17 protein-coding genes and 1 pseudogene are annotated in these 15,609 nt (G+C 71.5%); 11 read left to right on the plus strand and 7 right to left on the minus strand.

Features of this window, described 5'->3' with window-relative positions; all coding sequences use genetic code 11:
• The 5 genes and pseudogenes from GXW71_RS19330 to GXW71_RS19350 all read left to right on the plus strand — a co-directional run.
• Positions 1-223, plus strand: a pseudogene (locus tag GXW71_RS19330) (hypothetical protein); the annotation flags it as partial.
• A gap of 146 nt (positions 224-369) precedes the next feature.
• Positions 370-1,572, plus strand: a complete 1,203-nt coding sequence (locus GXW71_RS19335) for an acyl-CoA dehydrogenase (RefSeq protein WP_211854204.1) — start codon at positions 370-372, stop codon at positions 1,570-1,572.
• Positions 1,569-1,994 carry a DUF2721 domain-containing protein gene (locus tag GXW71_RS19340; RefSeq protein ID WP_211854206.1) on the plus strand — a complete coding sequence of 142 codons (426 nt, stop codon included), beginning with the start codon at positions 1,569-1,571 and terminating at the stop codon, positions 1,992-1,994. The genes GXW71_RS19335 and GXW71_RS19340 overlap by 4 nt, the downstream gene beginning before the upstream one ends.
• Positions 1,981-3,240: a class I SAM-dependent RNA methyltransferase gene (locus GXW71_RS19345; RefSeq protein WP_211854207.1), complete on the plus strand. Its 1,260-nt coding sequence runs from the start codon at positions 1,981-1,983 to the stop codon at positions 3,238-3,240. The genes GXW71_RS19340 and GXW71_RS19345 overlap by 14 nt, the downstream gene beginning before the upstream one ends.
• Positions 3,241-3,362: 122 nt before the next feature.
• The gene (locus GXW71_RS19350) at positions 3,363-4,340 is read left to right on the plus strand and encodes an MBL fold metallo-hydrolase (RefSeq protein ID WP_211854208.1); all 978 of its coding nucleotides are present in this window, start codon (positions 3,363-3,365) and stop codon (positions 4,338-4,340) included.
• Positions 4,341-4,358: 18 nt separating this feature from the next.
• Here GXW71_RS19350 and GXW71_RS19355 read toward each other — a convergent pair whose 3' ends face one another.
• Positions 4,359-5,018 (minus strand): TetR/AcrR family transcriptional regulator, encoded by a 660-nt coding sequence (locus tag GXW71_RS19355; RefSeq protein WP_211854210.1) that lies wholly within the window; start codon positions 5,016-5,018, stop codon positions 4,359-4,361.
• 198 nt (positions 5,019-5,216) lie between these two features.
• On the opposite strand from GXW71_RS19355, the gene GXW71_RS19360 reads away from it, so the two are divergent.
• Positions 5,217-5,870 carry a DedA family protein gene (locus GXW71_RS19360; RefSeq protein ID WP_211854212.1) on the plus strand — a complete coding sequence of 218 codons (654 nt, stop codon included), beginning with the start codon at positions 5,217-5,219 and terminating at the stop codon, positions 5,868-5,870.
• A gap of 5 nt (positions 5,871-5,875) precedes the next feature.
• Positions 5,876-6,532: a class I SAM-dependent methyltransferase gene (locus GXW71_RS19365; protein WP_211854213.1), complete on the plus strand. Its 657-nt coding sequence runs from the start codon at positions 5,876-5,878 to the stop codon at positions 6,530-6,532.
• Here the strand turns inward: GXW71_RS19365 and GXW71_RS19370 are convergent.
• From GXW71_RS19370 to GXW71_RS19380, 3 genes are read right to left on the minus strand one after another with little or no spacing between them, the layout of a single operon-like run.
• Entirely contained in the window at positions 6,500-7,342 is an 843-nt protein-coding gene (locus GXW71_RS19370) for a LysR family transcriptional regulator (protein ID WP_211854214.1), read from the minus strand. The two genes, GXW71_RS19365 and GXW71_RS19370, sit on opposite strands and share 33 nt — an antisense overlap.
• A complete protein-coding gene (locus tag GXW71_RS19375; RefSeq protein ID WP_246526712.1) occupies positions 7,339-8,340 on the minus strand; it encodes an NAD(P)-dependent oxidoreductase in 1,002 nt (333 codons plus the stop codon). The genes GXW71_RS19370 and GXW71_RS19375 overlap by 4 nt, the downstream gene beginning before the upstream one ends.
• 14 nt (positions 8,341-8,354) lie before the next feature.
• Entirely contained in the window at positions 8,355-9,113 is a 759-nt protein-coding gene (locus GXW71_RS19380) for an MBL fold metallo-hydrolase (RefSeq protein WP_211854215.1), read from the minus strand.
• A gap of 70 nt (positions 9,114-9,183) precedes the next feature.
• Here GXW71_RS19380 and GXW71_RS19385 point away from each other — a divergent pair, with 70 nt between their 5' ends.
• Positions 9,184-10,170 (plus strand): tripartite tricarboxylate transporter substrate binding protein, encoded by a 987-nt coding sequence (locus GXW71_RS19385; protein ID WP_211854216.1) that lies wholly within the window; start codon positions 9,184-9,186, stop codon positions 10,168-10,170.
• Between the two features lie 9 nt (positions 10,171-10,179).
• Here the strand turns inward: GXW71_RS19385 and GXW71_RS19390 are convergent, their stop codons facing one another.
• A complete protein-coding gene (locus GXW71_RS19390; RefSeq protein WP_211854217.1) occupies positions 10,180-11,742 on the minus strand; it encodes a sulfatase-like hydrolase/transferase in 1,563 nt (520 codons plus the stop codon).
• 80 nt (positions 11,743-11,822) lie between these two features.
• Between GXW71_RS19390 and GXW71_RS19395 the strand changes: the two genes are divergently transcribed.
• Positions 11,823-12,797: a Bug family tripartite tricarboxylate transporter substrate binding protein gene (locus GXW71_RS19395; protein WP_211854218.1), complete on the plus strand. Its 975-nt coding sequence runs from the start codon at positions 11,823-11,825 to the stop codon at positions 12,795-12,797.
• A 72-nt stretch (positions 12,798-12,869) separates the two neighbouring features.
• Here the strand turns inward: GXW71_RS19395 and GXW71_RS19400 are convergent, their stop codons facing one another.
• On the minus strand, positions 12,870-13,481 hold the full coding sequence (locus GXW71_RS19400) for an NAD(P)-dependent oxidoreductase (RefSeq protein WP_211854219.1): 612 nt from the start codon (positions 13,479-13,481) through the stop codon (positions 12,870-12,872).
• Positions 13,482-13,584: 103 nt separating this feature from the next.
• On the opposite strand from GXW71_RS19400, the gene GXW71_RS19405 reads away from it, so the two are divergent.
• Positions 13,585-13,944: a winged helix-turn-helix transcriptional regulator gene (locus GXW71_RS19405; RefSeq protein ID WP_211854221.1), complete on the plus strand. Its 360-nt coding sequence runs from the start codon at positions 13,585-13,587 to the stop codon at positions 13,942-13,944.
• Between the two features lie 24 nt (positions 13,945-13,968).
• Here GXW71_RS19405 and GXW71_RS19410 read toward each other — a convergent pair whose 3' ends face one another.
• A complete protein-coding gene (locus GXW71_RS19410) occupies positions 13,969-14,547 on the minus strand; it encodes a GNAT family N-acetyltransferase (RefSeq protein WP_211854223.1) in 579 nt (192 codons plus the stop codon).
• A 76-nt stretch (positions 14,548-14,623) separates the two neighbouring features.
• On the opposite strand from GXW71_RS19410, the gene GXW71_RS19415 reads away from it, so the two are divergent.
• Positions 14,624-15,523: a LysR family transcriptional regulator gene (locus GXW71_RS19415; RefSeq protein ID WP_211854225.1), complete on the plus strand. Its 900-nt coding sequence runs from the start codon at positions 14,624-14,626 to the stop codon at positions 15,521-15,523.
• Positions 15,524-15,609: the final 86 nt, after the last annotated feature.

Below are 15,609 nucleotides of genomic sequence, written 5' to 3' on the forward strand. Positions count from 1 at the left end.
GGCGCTGCGCGAGGCCGGGGCAGCGCGCGCGCCGCGCCGCGAGGCCGTGCGCGACGACCATCGCCGCGACGACCGGCGTCGCGACCGCGACCGCGACGATCTGGGCCCGGCCGTGCAGGGCTTCGGTGACTCCGTGCCGGCCTTCATGCTGATCCCGATCCCCCGCCCGCGCCGCGACAGCGCCGCCGCCGAGGCCGAGACGGACGCCGCCGAAGCCGCCTGAGAGGCCGTGCCCGGCGCCCTTCCGGGGGCCGGGCTGCACCGGCGACACGCCCTGCTTATCTGGTTGCGGGGCCCCTGAACAAAGGCCAGATTGCCGCCCCTGTCGCAGGGCCCCGGGGCCGATGCCGGGTTGAGGAGGACTACGCCATGAACGTCGCCGGCAGGCCGAAGAGCCAGCTCGCCCCCTTCACCTGGGATGATGCCCTGCTGCTGGACGACCAGCTCACGGAAGATGAGCGCATGATCCGCGACGCGGCGCGCGCCTTCTGCCAGGAGAAGCTGATGCCGCGCGTGCTGCTCGCCAATCGCGAGGAGCGCTTCGACCGCGAGATCATGAACGAGTTCGGCGAGATGGGCTTCCTCGGCGCGACCCTCGACAGCCATGGCTGCGCCGGCGTCGGCTATGTCTCCTACGGGCTGATGGCACGCGAGGTGGAGCGCGTCGACAGCGGCTACCGCAGCGCCTTCTCGGTGCAGTCCTCCCTCGTCATGTATCCGATCCACGCCTTCGGGTCGGAGGCGCAGAAGGACAAGTACCTGCCGAAGCTGCGCACCGGCGAATGGGTCGGCTGCTTCGGCCTGACCGAGCCCGATGCCGGTTCCGACCCCAATTCCATGCGCACCCGCGCGAAGAAGGTCGATGGCGGCTACCTGCTCTCCGGCTCGAAGACCTGGATCACCAATTCGCCGATCGCCGATGTCGCGGTGGTCTGGGCCAAGGATGACGACAACATCCTGCGCGGCTTCGTGCTGGAGCGCGGGATGAAGGGGCTCAGCTTCCCGAAGATCGAGGGCAAGTTCAGCCTGCGCGCCTCGGTCACCGGCATGATCATGATGGACGAAGTCTTCGTCCCCGAGGAGAACCGGCTGCCGGGCGTGAAGTCGCTGGCCGGCCCCTTCTCCTGCCTCAACCGCGCCCGCTACGGCATCGCCTGGGGCGCGCTGGGCGCGGCCGAGTTCTGCTGGCACGCGGCCCGCGACTACACGATGAACCGCATCATGTTCGGCCGGCCGCTGGCGCAGACCCAGCTCGTCCAGAAGAAGCTCGCGGACATGCAGACCGAGATCACGCTCGGCCTGCAGGCCGTGCTGCGCGTCGGGCGCCTGTTCGACGAGCACAAGGTGGCGCCGGAGATGATCTCTCTGGTCAAGCGCAACAACTGCGGCAAGTCGCTGGAGATCGCCCGCGTCGCGCGCGACATGCATGGCGGCAACGGCATCGTCGACGAGTACCATGTGATCCGCCACGTCATGAACCTCGAGACGGTGAACACCTACGAGGGCACGCATGACGTGCATGCGCTGATCCTCGGCCGCGCGCAGACCGGGCTGAACGCCTTCGGCGGGTGATCAGCGGGCCGGGCGACATCACGGGGGTCGAAGGCGCGATCCAGTCGGCGATCGCGCCCGCCTTCCTGCTGACCGGCATCTTCAGCGCGCTCAACGTGCTCACCGGGCGGCTCGGCCGGCTGATCGACCGCGAGCGCTCGATCCGCGAAGGCCGCTCCGCGGCGCTTTCCGGGGAGCTGCCGCGGCTCGCCGGGCGCGCCCGGCACCTGCATCGCGCGATCGGCGCCTGCGTCGTCGCAGCGATCCTGCTCTGCATGCTGATCGTCTGGACCTTCGCCGGCGGCTTCCTGGGGCTGCCGGTCGCCTGGGTGCTGGCTGGGCTGCTGATCCTCGCCATGCTGGCGCTGATCGCGGCCCTGGCCCTGTTCCTGGCCGAGGTCCGCCTCGCCACCTCGCATCTGCCGCTCGATGACCCCGGTTGAACTGCTGATCCGCCGGCTAGGCACGGCCGGCGATGGCATCGCGGAGACGCCGGAGGGGCCGGTCTATGTCGCGCGCGCCCTGCCCGGGGAACGCATCACCGCCCGCATGACCGGCCGCGACCGCGCGGAGCCGGAGGCGATCCTCGATCCAAGCCCCGAGCGCACGGCACCCCCGTGCCGGCATTTCGGCGAGGGCTGCGGCGGCTGCGCGACCCAGCATTGGGCGCAGGCGCCGAGCATCGCCTGGAAGGAGGCGCGGCTGGCCGAGGCGCTGACCCGCGCGGGCTTCGCCGATCCCATCCTGCTCCCCGCCGCCGTCACGCCCCCCGGCCGCCGCCGCCGCGCCGATCTCGCGGTGCGGCGGGACGGACCCGCGATCCGCCTCGGCTTCCACCGGCGCGGCGAAGGCGCGGTGCTCGACCTCCTGGAATGCGCGGTGCTGGATCCGGCGCTGGTCTCGCTGCTGCCCGCGCTGCGGGAAGCGTTGCGCCGCCTGCCGGCACTGAAGCGGGAGGCGTCGGCGGTGCTGAACCTGCTCCACACTGGCCCCGACCTGCTGCTGCGCACCGATGGCGTCCCGGATGCCTCGGCACGCGCCGCGCTCGCCGAATTCGCGCGCGCGCATGGCATGCCGCGCATTGCCTGGGCCAAGGGCGAGGGCGCGCCCGAGAACGCCGCGCAGCTCGGCCCGGTCAGCCTCAAGGTCGGCGGCGTCGCGGTGGCGCCGCCGCCGGGTGCCTTCCTGCAGGCGAGCCCCGAAGGCGAGGCCGCGATCATCGCGGCGGTGTTGGCGGGACTGCCGGAGAAGCTGCCGGCCAAGGCCCGGATCGCCGACCTCTATGCCGGGATCGGCACCCTCTCCTTCCCCCTCGCCGGGCGCGGCATGGTCGCGGCCTATGAGGGCGCGGCCGCGGCGGTCACCGCATTGGACGGCGGCGCCCGTGCCTCCGGCCTCAGGGTGAAGGCCGCGCGGCGCGACCTGGCGCGGCAGCCGCTGCTGGTGCCGGAGCTTTCGCCCTTCGCGGCCGTGGTGCTGGACCCACCCTTCGCGGGTGCCGCGGCGCAGATGCCGCTGCTGGCACGGGCGAAGGTGCCGCGGGTGATCTATGTCTCCTGCAACCCGGCGGCGCTATCGCGCGATGCGGCGGTGCTGGCGGCCGCGGGCTACCGCCTGGTCTCGGCGCGGCTGGTCGACCAGTTCCTGTGGTCGGCGCAGATCGAGGCGGTCGCGGTCTTCGCCCGGTAGCGCGTCGCGCCGTCATCCGGAATTCGCATGACATGGCCGGCGCAGGGCTTGAACCCTGGGCGCCCTATGCCACCCTTCCTGGGTCGCGCCAGCGCGACCTTCGCAGGAACAGGGAAAGCGCCATGTCCAGCAATCGTCGCGACGCCATCATCTTGGGCCTCGGCGCCGCCGCTGCCGCCGCCATGCCGGGGCAAGCGGGCGCACAACAGGCCGCAGCCCCGGCCGCCCCGCCGGGCTCGCCCGGCTTCTATCGCTTCAAGCTCGGCAGCTTCACGGTCACCACCGTGCATGACGGCTCCCGCCCGGTCCCGCTGCAGGGCTTCGTACGCAACGCCCCGCTCGAGGAGGTGCAGCGCGTGCTGGCGCAGAGCTTCCTGCCCGGCGACCAGCTCCGCATCCCCTTCACTCTGACCGTGGTCGACACCGGCCGCGCCCTGGTCGTCTTCGACAGCGGCAACGGCGCGCAGCCGGCGGGCGCGCCGGTCGGGCGGTTCGCCGAGAATTTCCGCGCCGCCGGCTACGATCCCGCCCGCGTCACCCATGTCGTCGTCAGCCATTTCCACGGCGACCACATCAACGGCCTGGTCACCGCCGACGGCGCACGCGCCTTCCCGAATGCGGAGCTCACGGTGCCGGAGACCGAATGGGCCTGGTGGACCGAGGAGGGCAACACCACCCGCAGCCCGGAGGGCCAGCGCGGCAATTTCGCCAATACCACCCGACGTTTCGGCCCCTGGCAGAACGCGGTCCGCCGCGTGGCCGACGGGGCGGAGGTGCTGCCGGGCGTGCGCGCGGTCGCCGCCTACGGCCATACGCCGGGGCACACCGCCTACCACATAGCCGACGGCGCCGAGCAGATGATGTTCCTGGCCGATCTCACCAACCGGCCAGAGCTGAATGGGGTGCGGCCCGATTTCCACATCGCCTTCGACTTCGATCCGGCGATGGCGGAAGCCTCCCGCCGCCGCCTCTTCGACCGCGTCGCGGCCGACCGCATCCGCGTCACCGGCTATCACTTCCCCTTCCCGTCCCAGGGCCATGTGGCGAAGGAAGGGAATGGCTACCGCTTCATCCCGGGCGACTGGTCGGCGGGGATCTGACGCCGCGGCGTGATGCTCTCAGGGCTTGGCCGATCCGGGTTTGAGCCCTGAGGCGACGAGTCCGACGACGCGCGTGACCAGCGCCTCGGCCTGGCCGGCGGCCTTCTTCGCGGGATCGAGCGAGCGGTCGATCAGCAGCATCGCGAGGCCATGGACCAGGGCCCAGGCGGCGATGGCGGCGGTCTCGACCGCCTCCGGGCCGGCCTCGCCGCCGGCGGCCAATTGCTCCGCGAGCACCGTCTGGATCGGGCGGAAGCTCGCGCCCTTGGCGGCGAGCACCTCGGGATGGGCGTACCAATCCGAAACGCCGACGCCGAACATCAGGCGGTAGAGCTGCGGGCGGCGCAGCGCGAAGCGGACATAGTCGAGCCCGAGGGCGGTGACCCGGTCCTCGCCCGGTCGCGCCGCCTCCGCCGTCGCGCTCTGCGAGGCTTCGAGGTCGCGGAAGCCGGCCTCCGCGACGGTGGCGAGCAGATCCTCCTTGCTCTGGAAGTGGTTGTAGGGCGCGGTCTGCGAGACCCCGGTCGCGCGCGCGACGGCCCGGAAGGAGATCGCTTCCGGCCCGTCGCGCTCCAGCATCTCGCCGGCGGCCGCGATCAGCGCGCTTCTAAGATCGCCGTGGTGGTAGCTGCGGCCGCGCGGCACCCGCTCCCTCCCTGCCCCCTCGTCGTCGGTCACCAGCCCCTGCTCCCTACGACGGGCAGCCTCATGTTGACATCGTCAATATCAATCCCCATCCTTCGATATTATCAGCGTCAACATGGAGCGGCAATCGCCGCCGGGAGAAGGTTGGATGCCTGCCTTCAAGGCCATTGGCGTGCCTGCGAGCCTGTCACCGGCAGCGATGCCGCCCACCCTCCCAAGGGAGGCATGACGATGGATCCGCTCGGGAGCCTGATCGCATGGGCGGCCGATTACGGGATCGCCGGGCTGCTCGGCGTCGCCGTCTTCGAGCGCCTGGTGCCGATGCTGCCGTCCTATGGGTTTCTCGTCGCCGTCGGTATCGGTGCGGCCGAGGGCGGCTGGTCGGTGCCGGCGGCGTTCCTGGTGACGACGGCGGGCAGCCTGGCGGGCTGCTTCGCCTATTACGCGCTTGCCGCGGCGATCGGCGAGGCGCGGTCCATCGCCTTCTTCACGCGGTTCGCGCGGCTGTTCGGCGTCTCCCCGGCGCGGGTGGCGCGGCTGATCGCCTATTTCCGCGACAATCAGCGGGCGCTGGTCTTCGGCGCGCAGCTCGTCCCGACCGTCAGGCTGATCGCCCCCGGCATCGCCGGCCTCCTCGGCACCGATGTCAGGCTGTTCGCCATCGCCTCGGCCGCCGGGATCGCCTTGTGGAACGGGCTGTTCATCGGGGTCGGATACCTGGCCTCGTTCGCGACGGCCGCGGCGAACGCATCGATGCTCGCGCTGCAGATCCTGGCAGTGCTGCTGCTGTGCGAAGGGCTGGCGGCGCTGGCGTGGCATGGCCTCCGGCGCCGCAGGGGACGCCTGGCACCGATCCCGGCTTCCGCGATTTCCGGCAAGGAATGACCATCATGGCCTTCAGCGCCGCCGCCGAGATCTTCGGCTTCTTCCGCGCCTGGCTCGCCGACCCGCTGCGCGTGGCCGCCATCGTGCCATCGGGACGGGCGCTGTCCCGGGCCATCACGGCGGAGATCTCGGCCGCGACCGGCCCCGTCATCGAGCTCGGCGCCGGCACCGGCGCCTTCACCCGCGCCCTGATCGCGCGGGGCGTGCCGCAGGAAAGCCTCGCGCTGATCGAGTACGGCTCCGAATTCTCGGTCAAGCTCCACTACCGCTTTCCCCGCGCCCGTACCCTCTGGATGGACGCGGCCCGGCTGCGGCATGTGGAGCTGTTCGGCGGCGAGCCCGCGGGCGCCGTCGTCAGCGGGCTGCCGCTGCTGTCGATGCCGCCACGCAAGGTGATCGCGATCCTCGACGGTGCCTTCTGGCATCTGCGGCCGGATGGCGCCTTCTACCAGTTCACCTATGGCCCGAATTGCCCGGTGCCGCGCGTGCTGCTGGACCGGCTGGGCCTGAAGGCGGCGCGCATCGACCACACCTTGGCGAACCTGCCGCCGGCCGCCGTGTACCGCATCCGCCGCCGCGCACCGCGTCCTTCGCTCGTGGATGCCGTGCCGGCGCCGCGGCTGCTCGACTCAAGCTGCGCCAAGGAACAACCTTGCGGGTGATCGCTGCGGCGCTTCCGCGGGCAGTACCGCGAGCAGCACGCGCCGCAGCCCCGGCGCTTCGAGCGGCACCGCGACTAGGGATCCGGCCGCGACTTCATCCTGCACCGCCGCCCGCATCACCACGGAGATGCCGAGCCCCGCGGCGACGGCGCGCTTGACGGCATCGGTGCTGCCGAGCTGGCGCGCGACCCGCAGCGACCCCGCCGCCGCGCCGAGCAGGCCCGCCAGCAGGCGGCCTGTGCCAGTGCCGGGTTCGCCGCCGATCATCGGCTCCTCCGCCAGCGCCGCGGCGGGCAGGCATGGCAGGCCAGCCCAGTGATGCCCGGGCGGGACGATCACGACCATCTCCTCCTCCCGCCAGCGGACCACCTCATAGCCTGGGCGATCCTCCCACCACTCCAGGAAGGCGATGTCGACTTCGCCCGCGAGCAGCCGCGCGACGGTTTCGGGATTCGAGCCGAGGCGCAGCACCGTGGGCATCGCGGCGCGGGCCAGGCGGGCCGGCAGAAGATAGATCCCGGGATTGCTGGCAGCCCCGATCGCCAGCGGCCGTCCGCGCACCGCCGCGACCGCCTGGCGCGCCGCCTCCAGCGCGCGGCGCGCACCCGGCAGGAAGAGCGCGCCATCGGGCGTCGGGACGCAGCGGTCGCGGCGGCGCAGCAGCAGCGTGACGCCGAGCTCCGCCTCCAGCCGCGCCACCTGCTGGCTGACCGTGGGCTGGGAGCGGCCGAGCGCCTCCGCCGCCGCGCGGAAGCTGCCGGTGTCGACGACGGCGAGCACGGCTTCGACGAGAAGGAGGTCCGGCGTCATGGCGGCGGCACCACCGCGCCCGACATCGGCCGCCCCGCGAAGAAGGCCGCGAGGTCCTCCGCCGCATGCATCTCGATCGCCAGCCGCACGCCGCTGACCGCGGAGCCGAGATGCGGCGTGAAGACGGTGCGGGGATGGCGCAGCAGCCGCGCATCGATGGTGCGCGGGCGGTCGGGGCGGGCCCAGTCCTCCATCTCGAAGGCATCGGCGGCGTAGCCGCCGAGCTTGCCAGCCTCCAGCGCCGCCGCCACCGCAGCCTCGTCCACCACCGAGCCGCGCGCGGGATTGACCAGCATGGCGCCCGGCTTCATGCGGGCGAGCGCGGCTGCGTCGACCAGATGCAGGCTCGCGGGCGTGAGCGGCAGGGCGACGACGAGCCAGTCGCTTTCCGCGATCACCGCGGCCGACGGGCCCCGCGTCAGGCCGAGCGCCACCTCTGTCTCCGGCGGCAGCGCGCGGTCATCGGCATAGGCCATGCGGCATCCGAACCCGGCGAGGCGCCGCGCGATCGCCTGGCCGATGGCGCCCATGCCGAGGATGCCGACCGCCATGCCTTCCAGCCCCAAACCGTAAAGCGTCGGGCGCCAGCCGGTGAAGCCGCCGCCGCGCACCAGCGCGTCGCCGGCGCGGAGATGCCGGCCGAGCGCGATCATCATTCCGATCGCCAGCTCCGCCGTCGGCGCGGTCAGCAGGTCCGGCACCAGGGAAACGGCGACGCCGCGCGCGCGGCAGGCGGTGAGGTCGAAATTGTCGATGCCCTTCAGCGCGCAGACGATCACCCGCAGCCCGGGACAGGCATCGAGGAAAGCGGCATCGACATGATCGGTCATGAAGGCGAGAAGCGCATCGGCGCCGGCGGCGCGGCGCAGCAGCTCCTGCCGCGGCCAGGGTTCCGGGCCGGGATTCATGGTCACATCCGCGAAGCGCGCGAGACGGTCCCGCACCTCCTGGTGCAGCGGATTGGTGACGAGGATGCGGGGGCGGTTGGCGGCAGGCAAATCCAGTCTCTCCGTCACAGGTGCATCACCATTCCATCCTCGGCGACCGGCTCCGCGATCTCCGCCCGCCGCTCCAGCAGGGCTTCGCCGAGATGGGTCAGCAGCACGCGCTGCGGCCGCATCGCCGCCAGGTGCTGCCGCAGCGCGCCATAGGCCATGTGGCGCGGCGTGGCGTCGCCGGGCATCCAGGCTTCCGCGATCAGCAGATCCGCGTCGCGGCCGATCTCGAGCAGGGCGTCCACCCATTCGGTGTCGCCGGTATAGCCGATGCTGCGCCCGGCGATCCCGAGGCGCAGCGCCAGCGCCTCGGTGCCGCGCGTGTGGAAAGCCTTCACCGGGGTCACTGCGAGACCAGGCAGCCGCGCGGGCTCGCCCGGCCGCAGGGCGACGAAGCGCAGGCCGAACTGGCGATCCGCCGTCCAGCCGCCGGGAAAGAAGGCCTCCATGGCAGCCTGCAGCCGTGCTTCCAGCGAAGGCGGGCCGAGGATCGTCAGGTCCGGGCGCGGGCGTCGGAACAGTGTCGCCTCGCGCAGCAGGAACACCAGGCCGCCGAAATGGTCGCCATGCAGGTGGGAGATGACCACCCGCTCCACCCGGTCCGGGTCGATGCCCCAGCGGCGCATGGCGACCAGCGCGGTCGCGCCGCAATCGAGCAGCGTGACGCGCTCCGCCTCCGCCAGCGCGAAGCAGGCGTTCATCCGGCCACCGCTTCCGAAGGCGTCGCCGCATCCGAGCACATGCAGGGTGAGAGCGGAGGGATCGGAATTCGCCATGAGAGCTTCACACACCCGCTGAACCGGACTGGCTATTAGCATCACAAAATCCAATTGATAAGGCCATTGTATGTATATTTCGAATTCAACCGCACGACGCCGCGCCGTCCTGGCCGGCAGCCTCGGCCTGCTGGCAGCCGGACGGGCGGGTGCTGCGGCGGCCTTCCCGACACGCGCCCTGCGGATGGTGGTGAACTTCCCGCCCGGCGGCACCGTGGATCGCACGGCGCGCGCCCTCGCCGAGCATTTGCCCGCGCAGCTCGGCCAGCCGGTGGTGGTGGAGAATCGCGGCGGCGCCTCCGGCAGCATCGGCGCGCTCGCCGTCGCACGGGCGCCGGCGGATGGACACACGCTGCTCATCGCTTTCTCGTCCATCACCATCAACCCGGCACTGCAGCGCGAACTTCCCTTCGACACGCTGCGGGATCTGCGGCCGGTGGCGCGGCTGGTGGACACGCCGCAGATCCTGGTCGTGCATCCTTCGCTGGGCGCACGGACCGTGCCGGAGCTGATCGCGGTGGCGCGCCGCCAGGCGCAGCCGCTGCGCTACGCCTCGGTCGGGATCGGCACGCCCGGACATCTGGCCGGCGAGATGTTCGCGCAGCAGGCCGGCATCCCGCTCGAGCATGTGCCCTATCGCGGCGTCGGGGAAGCCGCGCCGGATGTGCTGGCCGGGCGCGTGCCGCTGCATTTCGTCTCCTTCCCGAGCGGCCATGCGCTGGTCGGTCCGGAGCGGCTCCTGGCGCTCGGCGTCGCGAGCGCCAGCCGGATGAGCACGGCGCCGCAGGTGCCGACGATTGCCGAGCAGGGGCTGCCCGGCTACGCCATCGCCGCCTGGGTTGGTGCCTTCCTGCCGGCCGCGACACCGGATGCGGTGCTCGAGCGCTGGCACGCGGCGCTGCAGGCCGCGCTGGAGGCGCCCGTCGCGCGGGAGGCGCTGGCCGCGGCCGGCGCGGAGCCGGCGCGGACAACCCCGGCGGAATTTGTGGCCCAGGTCGCCGAAGAGATCCCGTTCTGGCAGCGCTTCGTCGCCGAGCGCGGCATCGCCAGGGAATAGCCGCGCGCCTTACCACTCGCCGAGGAAGACGCCGGCACGCTTGTGGCTGTCGGTGCGCTGCTCCGCTTCCGCCCAAGTGATGGTGGTGCGGCGCTTCAGGCCAGTGAACCAGCCGAGCAGCCTTTCGCGCAGCGCCTCCCGCACGGCTTCCAGCGCGGGATCGGCGCCGCGATCGAAGAATTCCTGCGGATCCGCCGCGAGATCGAAGAGTTGCGGCCGGATCCCGTCCGTCCAATGCACATATTTCCAGCGCTCGGTCCGCACCATCCAGGCGTGGTGCTGTCCCGTCGCCAAGCCAAGCCGCCGCCGCGCGCCCCTGAAGGTCCAGTCCAGCTCGCTGAACACCGCATCGCGCCATGCGCCCGCCGCGCCGCGTGTCAGCGGCAGCAGCGAGCGCCCTTCCACCAGATGCGCCGCCGGATCCAGCGCCAGCCCATCGAGGATGGTCGGCACGACGTCGACCGCTTCTGCCATCCGTTCCTCCACCACGCCGCGCGTCGCATCCGCCGCTGCGTCCGGGTCGTAGACGATCATCGGCACGCGCTGGATGCAGTCGTGGAACAGCTCCTTCTCGCCCAGCCAGTGGTCGCCCAGGTAATCGCCATGGTCGGAGGTGAAGACCACCAGCGTGTCGCGCCAGCGGCCGAGCGTCTCCATCGCCTCCCACACCCGCCCGAGATGGTCGTCCACCTGGCGGATAAGCCCCTGATAGGTGGGGCGCACGGTCGCGATGGTCTCGTCGCGCTGGAAGTTCAGCGCGACCTCCTCATCCTGGAACGCGCGGAGCACCGGATGCGCGTCGGATCCCCGCTCCGCTTCGTGCCGCCGCACCGGCAGGCACTGCTCCGGCTCATACATCGCGTGATAGGGCGCCGGCGCGATATAGGGCCAGTGTGGTTTCACATAGGAGAGGTGCAGCACCCAGGGCGCATCGCCCTGCCGCGTCATGAACTCGATGGCGCGGTCCGTCGTGTAGGCCGTCTCGCTATGCTCTTCCCGCACCCGCGACGGCAGCCGCGCGTTGCGCATCTTCCACCCCGACAGCACGCGCCCGTCGGGAGCCTCGACCGCGGTCACCCATTCCGTCCAAGGATCCCGCCCGCCATAACCCTGCGCGCGCAGCCAATGCGCATAGGCCGAATCCGGCTCGCCGTGATGCCCGTCATGGCGGTCCACCAGGGTGAACCAGCCCTCGCGCAGCAGCGCCGCCAGGTCGTTCTGCCCATCCAGCGCCAGCCGCTGCATCCCGCGCGCATCCGGCAGCACATGCGTCTTGCCGGCGAGCGCCAGCACCCGCCCGCTCTCGCGCAGATGCCAGCCCAAGGTCACCTCCCCGACCGAGAGCGGCACGCGGTTATGCGTCGCGCCATGCGAGGACACGTAGCGCCCCGTATAGAACGACATGCGCGACGGCCCGCAGATCCCGCTCTGCACATAGGCCTGCGCGAAGCGCACCCCGCGCCGCGCCAGCGCGTCGATGTTCGGGGTCTGCAGCCAGGGATGCCCAGCACAGGACAGGTGATCCCAGCGGAGTTGGTCGCACATCACGAACAGCACGTTGCGGATCGTCATGCGCGCTGGCCTCCCCTGGATCGATGTCCCTAGTCTAGCCTTCGGTCCGGCCGCACTAAAGCCGATCAGAGGAGAGGGAGATGCCGGTCACGCCCCGCATGCGCCGCCGGGCCGTCCTGGCGAGCCTGCCGGCCTTGCCGCTCGCGCGCATCGCCGCCGCGCAATCCGAGCCGCTGCGCATCATCGTCAATTTCCCGCCCGGCTCGCTGGGCGACGGTCTCGCACGCCTGCTCGCCGATCGCGCCCAGCGTGACGGGATCGGCGCCGCCGTGGTGGAGAACCGGCCGGGGGCTGCCGGCAATATCGGCGCGGCCGCATTGGCACGCGCGCAGCCCGATGGCCGCACCCTGCTCATCAGCATCGACACGATCTTCACGGTGAACCCGCATCTCTACCGCAACCTCGGCTTCGATCCAGGCAGCCTCGAACCGGTCGGCATGGCCGGGCATTTCGGCCTGGCGCTGCTGGTGCATCCGTCCAGCCCGGCGCGCGACCTCGCAGGGCTGATCGCGGCGGCGCGGCGGGAGTCGGTCTTCTACTGCTCCGGCGGCAACGGCTCGCCCGGCCATCTCGCGATGGAGCGGCTGCGCCATGAAGCGGGCCTGCCGCCAGGCGCCTTCAGCCATGTCCCGATGCGCGGCAACACGGAAGCGCTGACCAGCCTGCTCGCCGGCACGGTGCAGGCCGGCTTCCTCGCCATTGGCGGCGGGCCGGAGCTGGTGCGCGCCGGCCGCCTGGTCGCCATCGCGGTGTCCACGCCGGAGCGCATTCCCTTCCTGCCGGAGGTCCCGACGATGATCGAGGCTGGCGCACCGGGCTTCGACCTGCGCATCGGCCTGCTGCTGATGGCGCCGCGCGGCACGCCATTGCCAGCGCTCGCTCCGTGGCTGGCGGCGCTGCGTGCCGTGCTCACCGATCCCGCGGCGCAGCCGCGCTTCACTGCCTGGGGCTTGCAGCCAGACTTCGCCGATCGCGCCGCGACGGCGTCCTGGATCGCCGCGGCGCACGACCGCTGGGGCCGCATGGTGCGGGAGACCGGCATGCAGCTCGACTGATGTCGCGGTAGGCACGCGACCATCGCGCCCCGCCCGGATGTGGTCACCCGAACGGAGCGGCCCGAGGCGGCGTCAGTAGCCGATCGTGAAGCGCCGGCGCGAATGGGCGGGACGCTCGAGCTCATCCACCAGCGCGATCGCATAATCCTCGGCGGAGATGCGGCTTTCGCCTGCCGCATCCACGACCAGCCGGTCCTCGCCGAGGCGGAACTGGCCGGTGCGCTCGCCCGCCGCGATCACCGCCGCGGGGGAGAGAAAGGTCCAGTCGACCACCCTCTCCTGCCGCAGCAGATCGAGATAGGCGCCACCTGCCTGGGCCTCGGTTAGATAGGCCGCCGGGAAGTTCGGAGTGTCGAACAGCTTCACGCCGGGCGCCACCTCCAGGCTGCCGGCGCCGCCGACCACGAGGTAGCGGGGCACGCCGGAATCGCGCACGGCACCCAGCAGCTTCCGAGGATCGCTCGCCGTGAAATGCACGGCGCTGATCACCGCGTCATGCCCCTTGAGCAACGCGGCGAGGCCCGCCTGGTCATGGACATCCGCCTTCTGCGCCGTGACGCCCGGCAGGGCCGGCACGGCCTCCGGCTTCCGGACCAAGGCGGTCACGGCATGGCCGCGCTCGGCCAGTTCGCGCAGCAGGCGCGAGCCGATGAAGCCGGTGGCACCGATCAGAGCGACCTTCATCGCTGTTCTCCTTTATGGTATCCAATGGAAACCAAGTGCCCTTTCGTCGCATTGGCGTAAAGAAGGCACCTGGCTGTTATCTGGTTACCCACAGGAAACCGCCATGCAGCCCGCGAACGCCTATGCCGCCCAATGCCCAACGCGCCTGGTGCTGGATCGGGTTGCCGACAAATGGACGGTGCTGGTGCTGGGATTGTTGGCTGAGGGGCCGCTGCGCTTCAACGAATTGCGCCGCCGCGTCGAAGGCGTGTCGCAGAAGATGCTGTCGCAGACGCTGAAAGGCCTGGAGCGCGATGGGCTGGTGACCCGCCGCGCCTATGCGACCGTGCCGGTGACGGTGGAATATCGCGCCACCCCGCTCGGCCACACGCTGAGCGCGACGCTCGATCCGCTCCGCATCTGGGCGGAGACCTACATCGCCGAGGTGCAGGCGGCGCAGCGGCGCTACGACGCCGTGGCCTGACCGGCATTCACGGTGTGGCGGCGCTCAGGCGCCGCCGATCACCGGCGGCGTGCTGTCCCCTTCGCCCAGCGCCCGCTGCAGCAGCATGCTGTCGAGCCAGCGGCCATGCTTGCGGCCGACGCTGGCCAGGGTACCAATCATGCGGAAGCCCAGCGCCTCGTGCAGCCGCACCGAGGCGAGGTTGGCGCTGTCGCCGACCACGGCGACCATCTGGCGCAGCCCCAACGCCTCGCAGCGCGCGATGAGTTCCGCAAGCAGCAGGCGGCCGATGCCGCGGCGCGCGGCGTCGTGGCGGACATAGATGGAATTCTCGACGGTGTTGCAATAGGCGGCGCGCGGCCGATAGGCGGAGACATAGGCATAGCCGATGACGGCTTCCTCCCCATCCTCCGCGACGATGTGGGGATAGCCCTTGGCGAGGATGTCGGCGCGCCGGCGCCGCATTTCCTCCACACCCGGCGCCTCGGTCTCGAAGGAGGCGGTGCCGTGCAGCACGTGGTGCCCATAGATGGTGGCGATAGCGGCGATATCGGCATCGGTCGAAGGCCGGATGCGGATGGCGGGTAGCGGCCCGGCAAGCGGGGCGAGGTCCTGGATGTCCATGCCCCGAACTTGCCCCGGCGGCGCAGGGCGCAACAGGAACTCTTTCTGATATGCCGTATCAGGATAAGTTTTCTGCATGCGCGATCCCAGCCTTCGTCAGTTGCGGACCTTTCTTTCGGTTGTCGAGACCGGCGGCATCACCACCGCCGCCCAGGTGCTCGGCCTGACCCAGCCGGCCGCGAGCCAGCAATTGCGGGAGCTCGAGCGTGCGCTCGGCATCCGCCTGCTGGAGCGCGTGGGCGGACGCGCGGTGCCGACCGCCGCGGGCCGGGCGCTGATCGAGCCGGCACGCCGGGCGCGGGCGGCCGTCGAGGATGCGCGCGCCGTCGCCTCCGCCCATCGGGCGGGCGAGACCGGCCGGGTCCGGCTCGGCACCGGCGCCACCGCCTGCATCCACCTGCTGCCCGCCGTGCTGGCGACGCTGAACGAGGCCATGCCGGGGCTGGAGGTGATCGTCTCCACCGGCAATACGCCGGACATGCTGCGCCGGGTCGAGGACGGGGAGCTGGATGTCGCGCTGGTGACCTTGCCGGCAGCGCTCGGCCGCAGTCTGGTCGCGACGCGGATCATGCCCGACCCGCTGCTCGCGCTGGTGCCGGAGGCGATGCTGCCGGCAGGCCGGCAGCGCCTCACACCTGCCGACCTCCAGGCGCTGCCGCTGATCCTCTATGAGGCGGGGGCGAATACGCGCGTCATCATCGATGCCTGGTTCCGCCGCGCAGGACTGGTGCCGCGGACCATCATGGAACTCGCCAGCGTGGAGGCGACCAAGATCCTGGTCGCGGGCGGGCGTGGCTGCTCGGTGCTGCCGGCGATGGCGCTGCGCCAGCCGATCCCGGGCACCGCGATGCGCCCGCTGCGCCCTGCCCTCGGCCGGACGCTCGCGATCATCCTGCGGCGGGAGAAGGTGATCGATCGCGGCCTCGCCCGCTTCCTGAGCGTGCTGAAGGCTTGCGCTGGGGCGCCGCCGGGATAGGCGGAATCGCCATTTGGCACCGGGAGGCGTCTGGCGAGGGATTTTGCGTCCCTGGTGGGCCGGTCGACGCAGCCGATGCTGTAGCA

The organism is Plastoroseomonas hellenica, from assembly GCF_018129085.1.
Classification (GTDB): Bacteria; Pseudomonadota; Alphaproteobacteria; order Acetobacterales; family Acetobacteraceae; genus Plastoroseomonas; species Plastoroseomonas hellenica.

Excerpts from the sequence above, each read along its gene's own strand:
- GXW71_RS19335 (WP_211854204.1), top strand. The coding sequence starts at position 370 with ATGAACGTCGCCGGCAGGCCGAAGAGCCAGCTCGCCCCCTTCACCTGG.
- GXW71_RS19345 (WP_211854207.1), top strand. The coding sequence starts at position 1,981 with ATGACCCCGGTTGAACTGCTGATCCGCCGGCTAGGCACGGCCGGCGAT.
- GXW71_RS19350 (WP_211854208.1), top strand. The coding sequence starts at position 3,363 with ATGTCCAGCAATCGTCGCGACGCCATCATCTTGGGCCTCGGCGCCGCC.
- GXW71_RS19360 (WP_211854212.1), top strand. The coding sequence starts at position 5,217 with ATGGATCCGCTCGGGAGCCTGATCGCATGGGCGGCCGATTACGGGATC.
- GXW71_RS19365 (WP_211854213.1), top strand. The coding sequence starts at position 5,876 with ATGGCCTTCAGCGCCGCCGCCGAGATCTTCGGCTTCTTCCGCGCCTGG.
- GXW71_RS19370 (WP_211854214.1), bottom strand. The coding sequence starts at position 7,342 with ATGACGCCGGACCTCCTTCTCGTCGAAGCCGTGCTCGCCGTCGTCGAC.
- GXW71_RS19380 (WP_211854215.1), bottom strand. The coding sequence starts at position 9,113 with ATGGCGAATTCCGATCCCTCCGCTCTCACCCTGCATGTGCTCGGATGC.
- GXW71_RS19385 (WP_211854216.1), top strand. The coding sequence starts at position 9,184 with ATGTATATTTCGAATTCAACCGCACGACGCCGCGCCGTCCTGGCCGGC.
- GXW71_RS19390 (WP_211854217.1), bottom strand. The coding sequence starts at position 11,742 with ATGACGATCCGCAACGTGCTGTTCGTGATGTGCGACCAACTCCGCTGG.
- GXW71_RS19395 (WP_211854218.1), top strand. The coding sequence starts at position 11,823 with ATGCCGGTCACGCCCCGCATGCGCCGCCGGGCCGTCCTGGCGAGCCTG.
- GXW71_RS19400 (WP_211854219.1), bottom strand. The coding sequence starts at position 13,481 with ATGAAGGTCGCTCTGATCGGTGCCACCGGCTTCATCGGCTCGCGCCTG.
- GXW71_RS19405 (WP_211854221.1), top strand. The coding sequence starts at position 13,585 with ATGCAGCCCGCGAACGCCTATGCCGCCCAATGCCCAACGCGCCTGGTG.
- GXW71_RS19410 (WP_211854223.1), bottom strand. The coding sequence starts at position 14,547 with ATGGACATCCAGGACCTCGCCCCGCTTGCCGGGCCGCTACCCGCCATC.
- GXW71_RS19415 (WP_211854225.1), top strand. The coding sequence starts at position 14,624 with ATGCGCGATCCCAGCCTTCGTCAGTTGCGGACCTTTCTTTCGGTTGTC.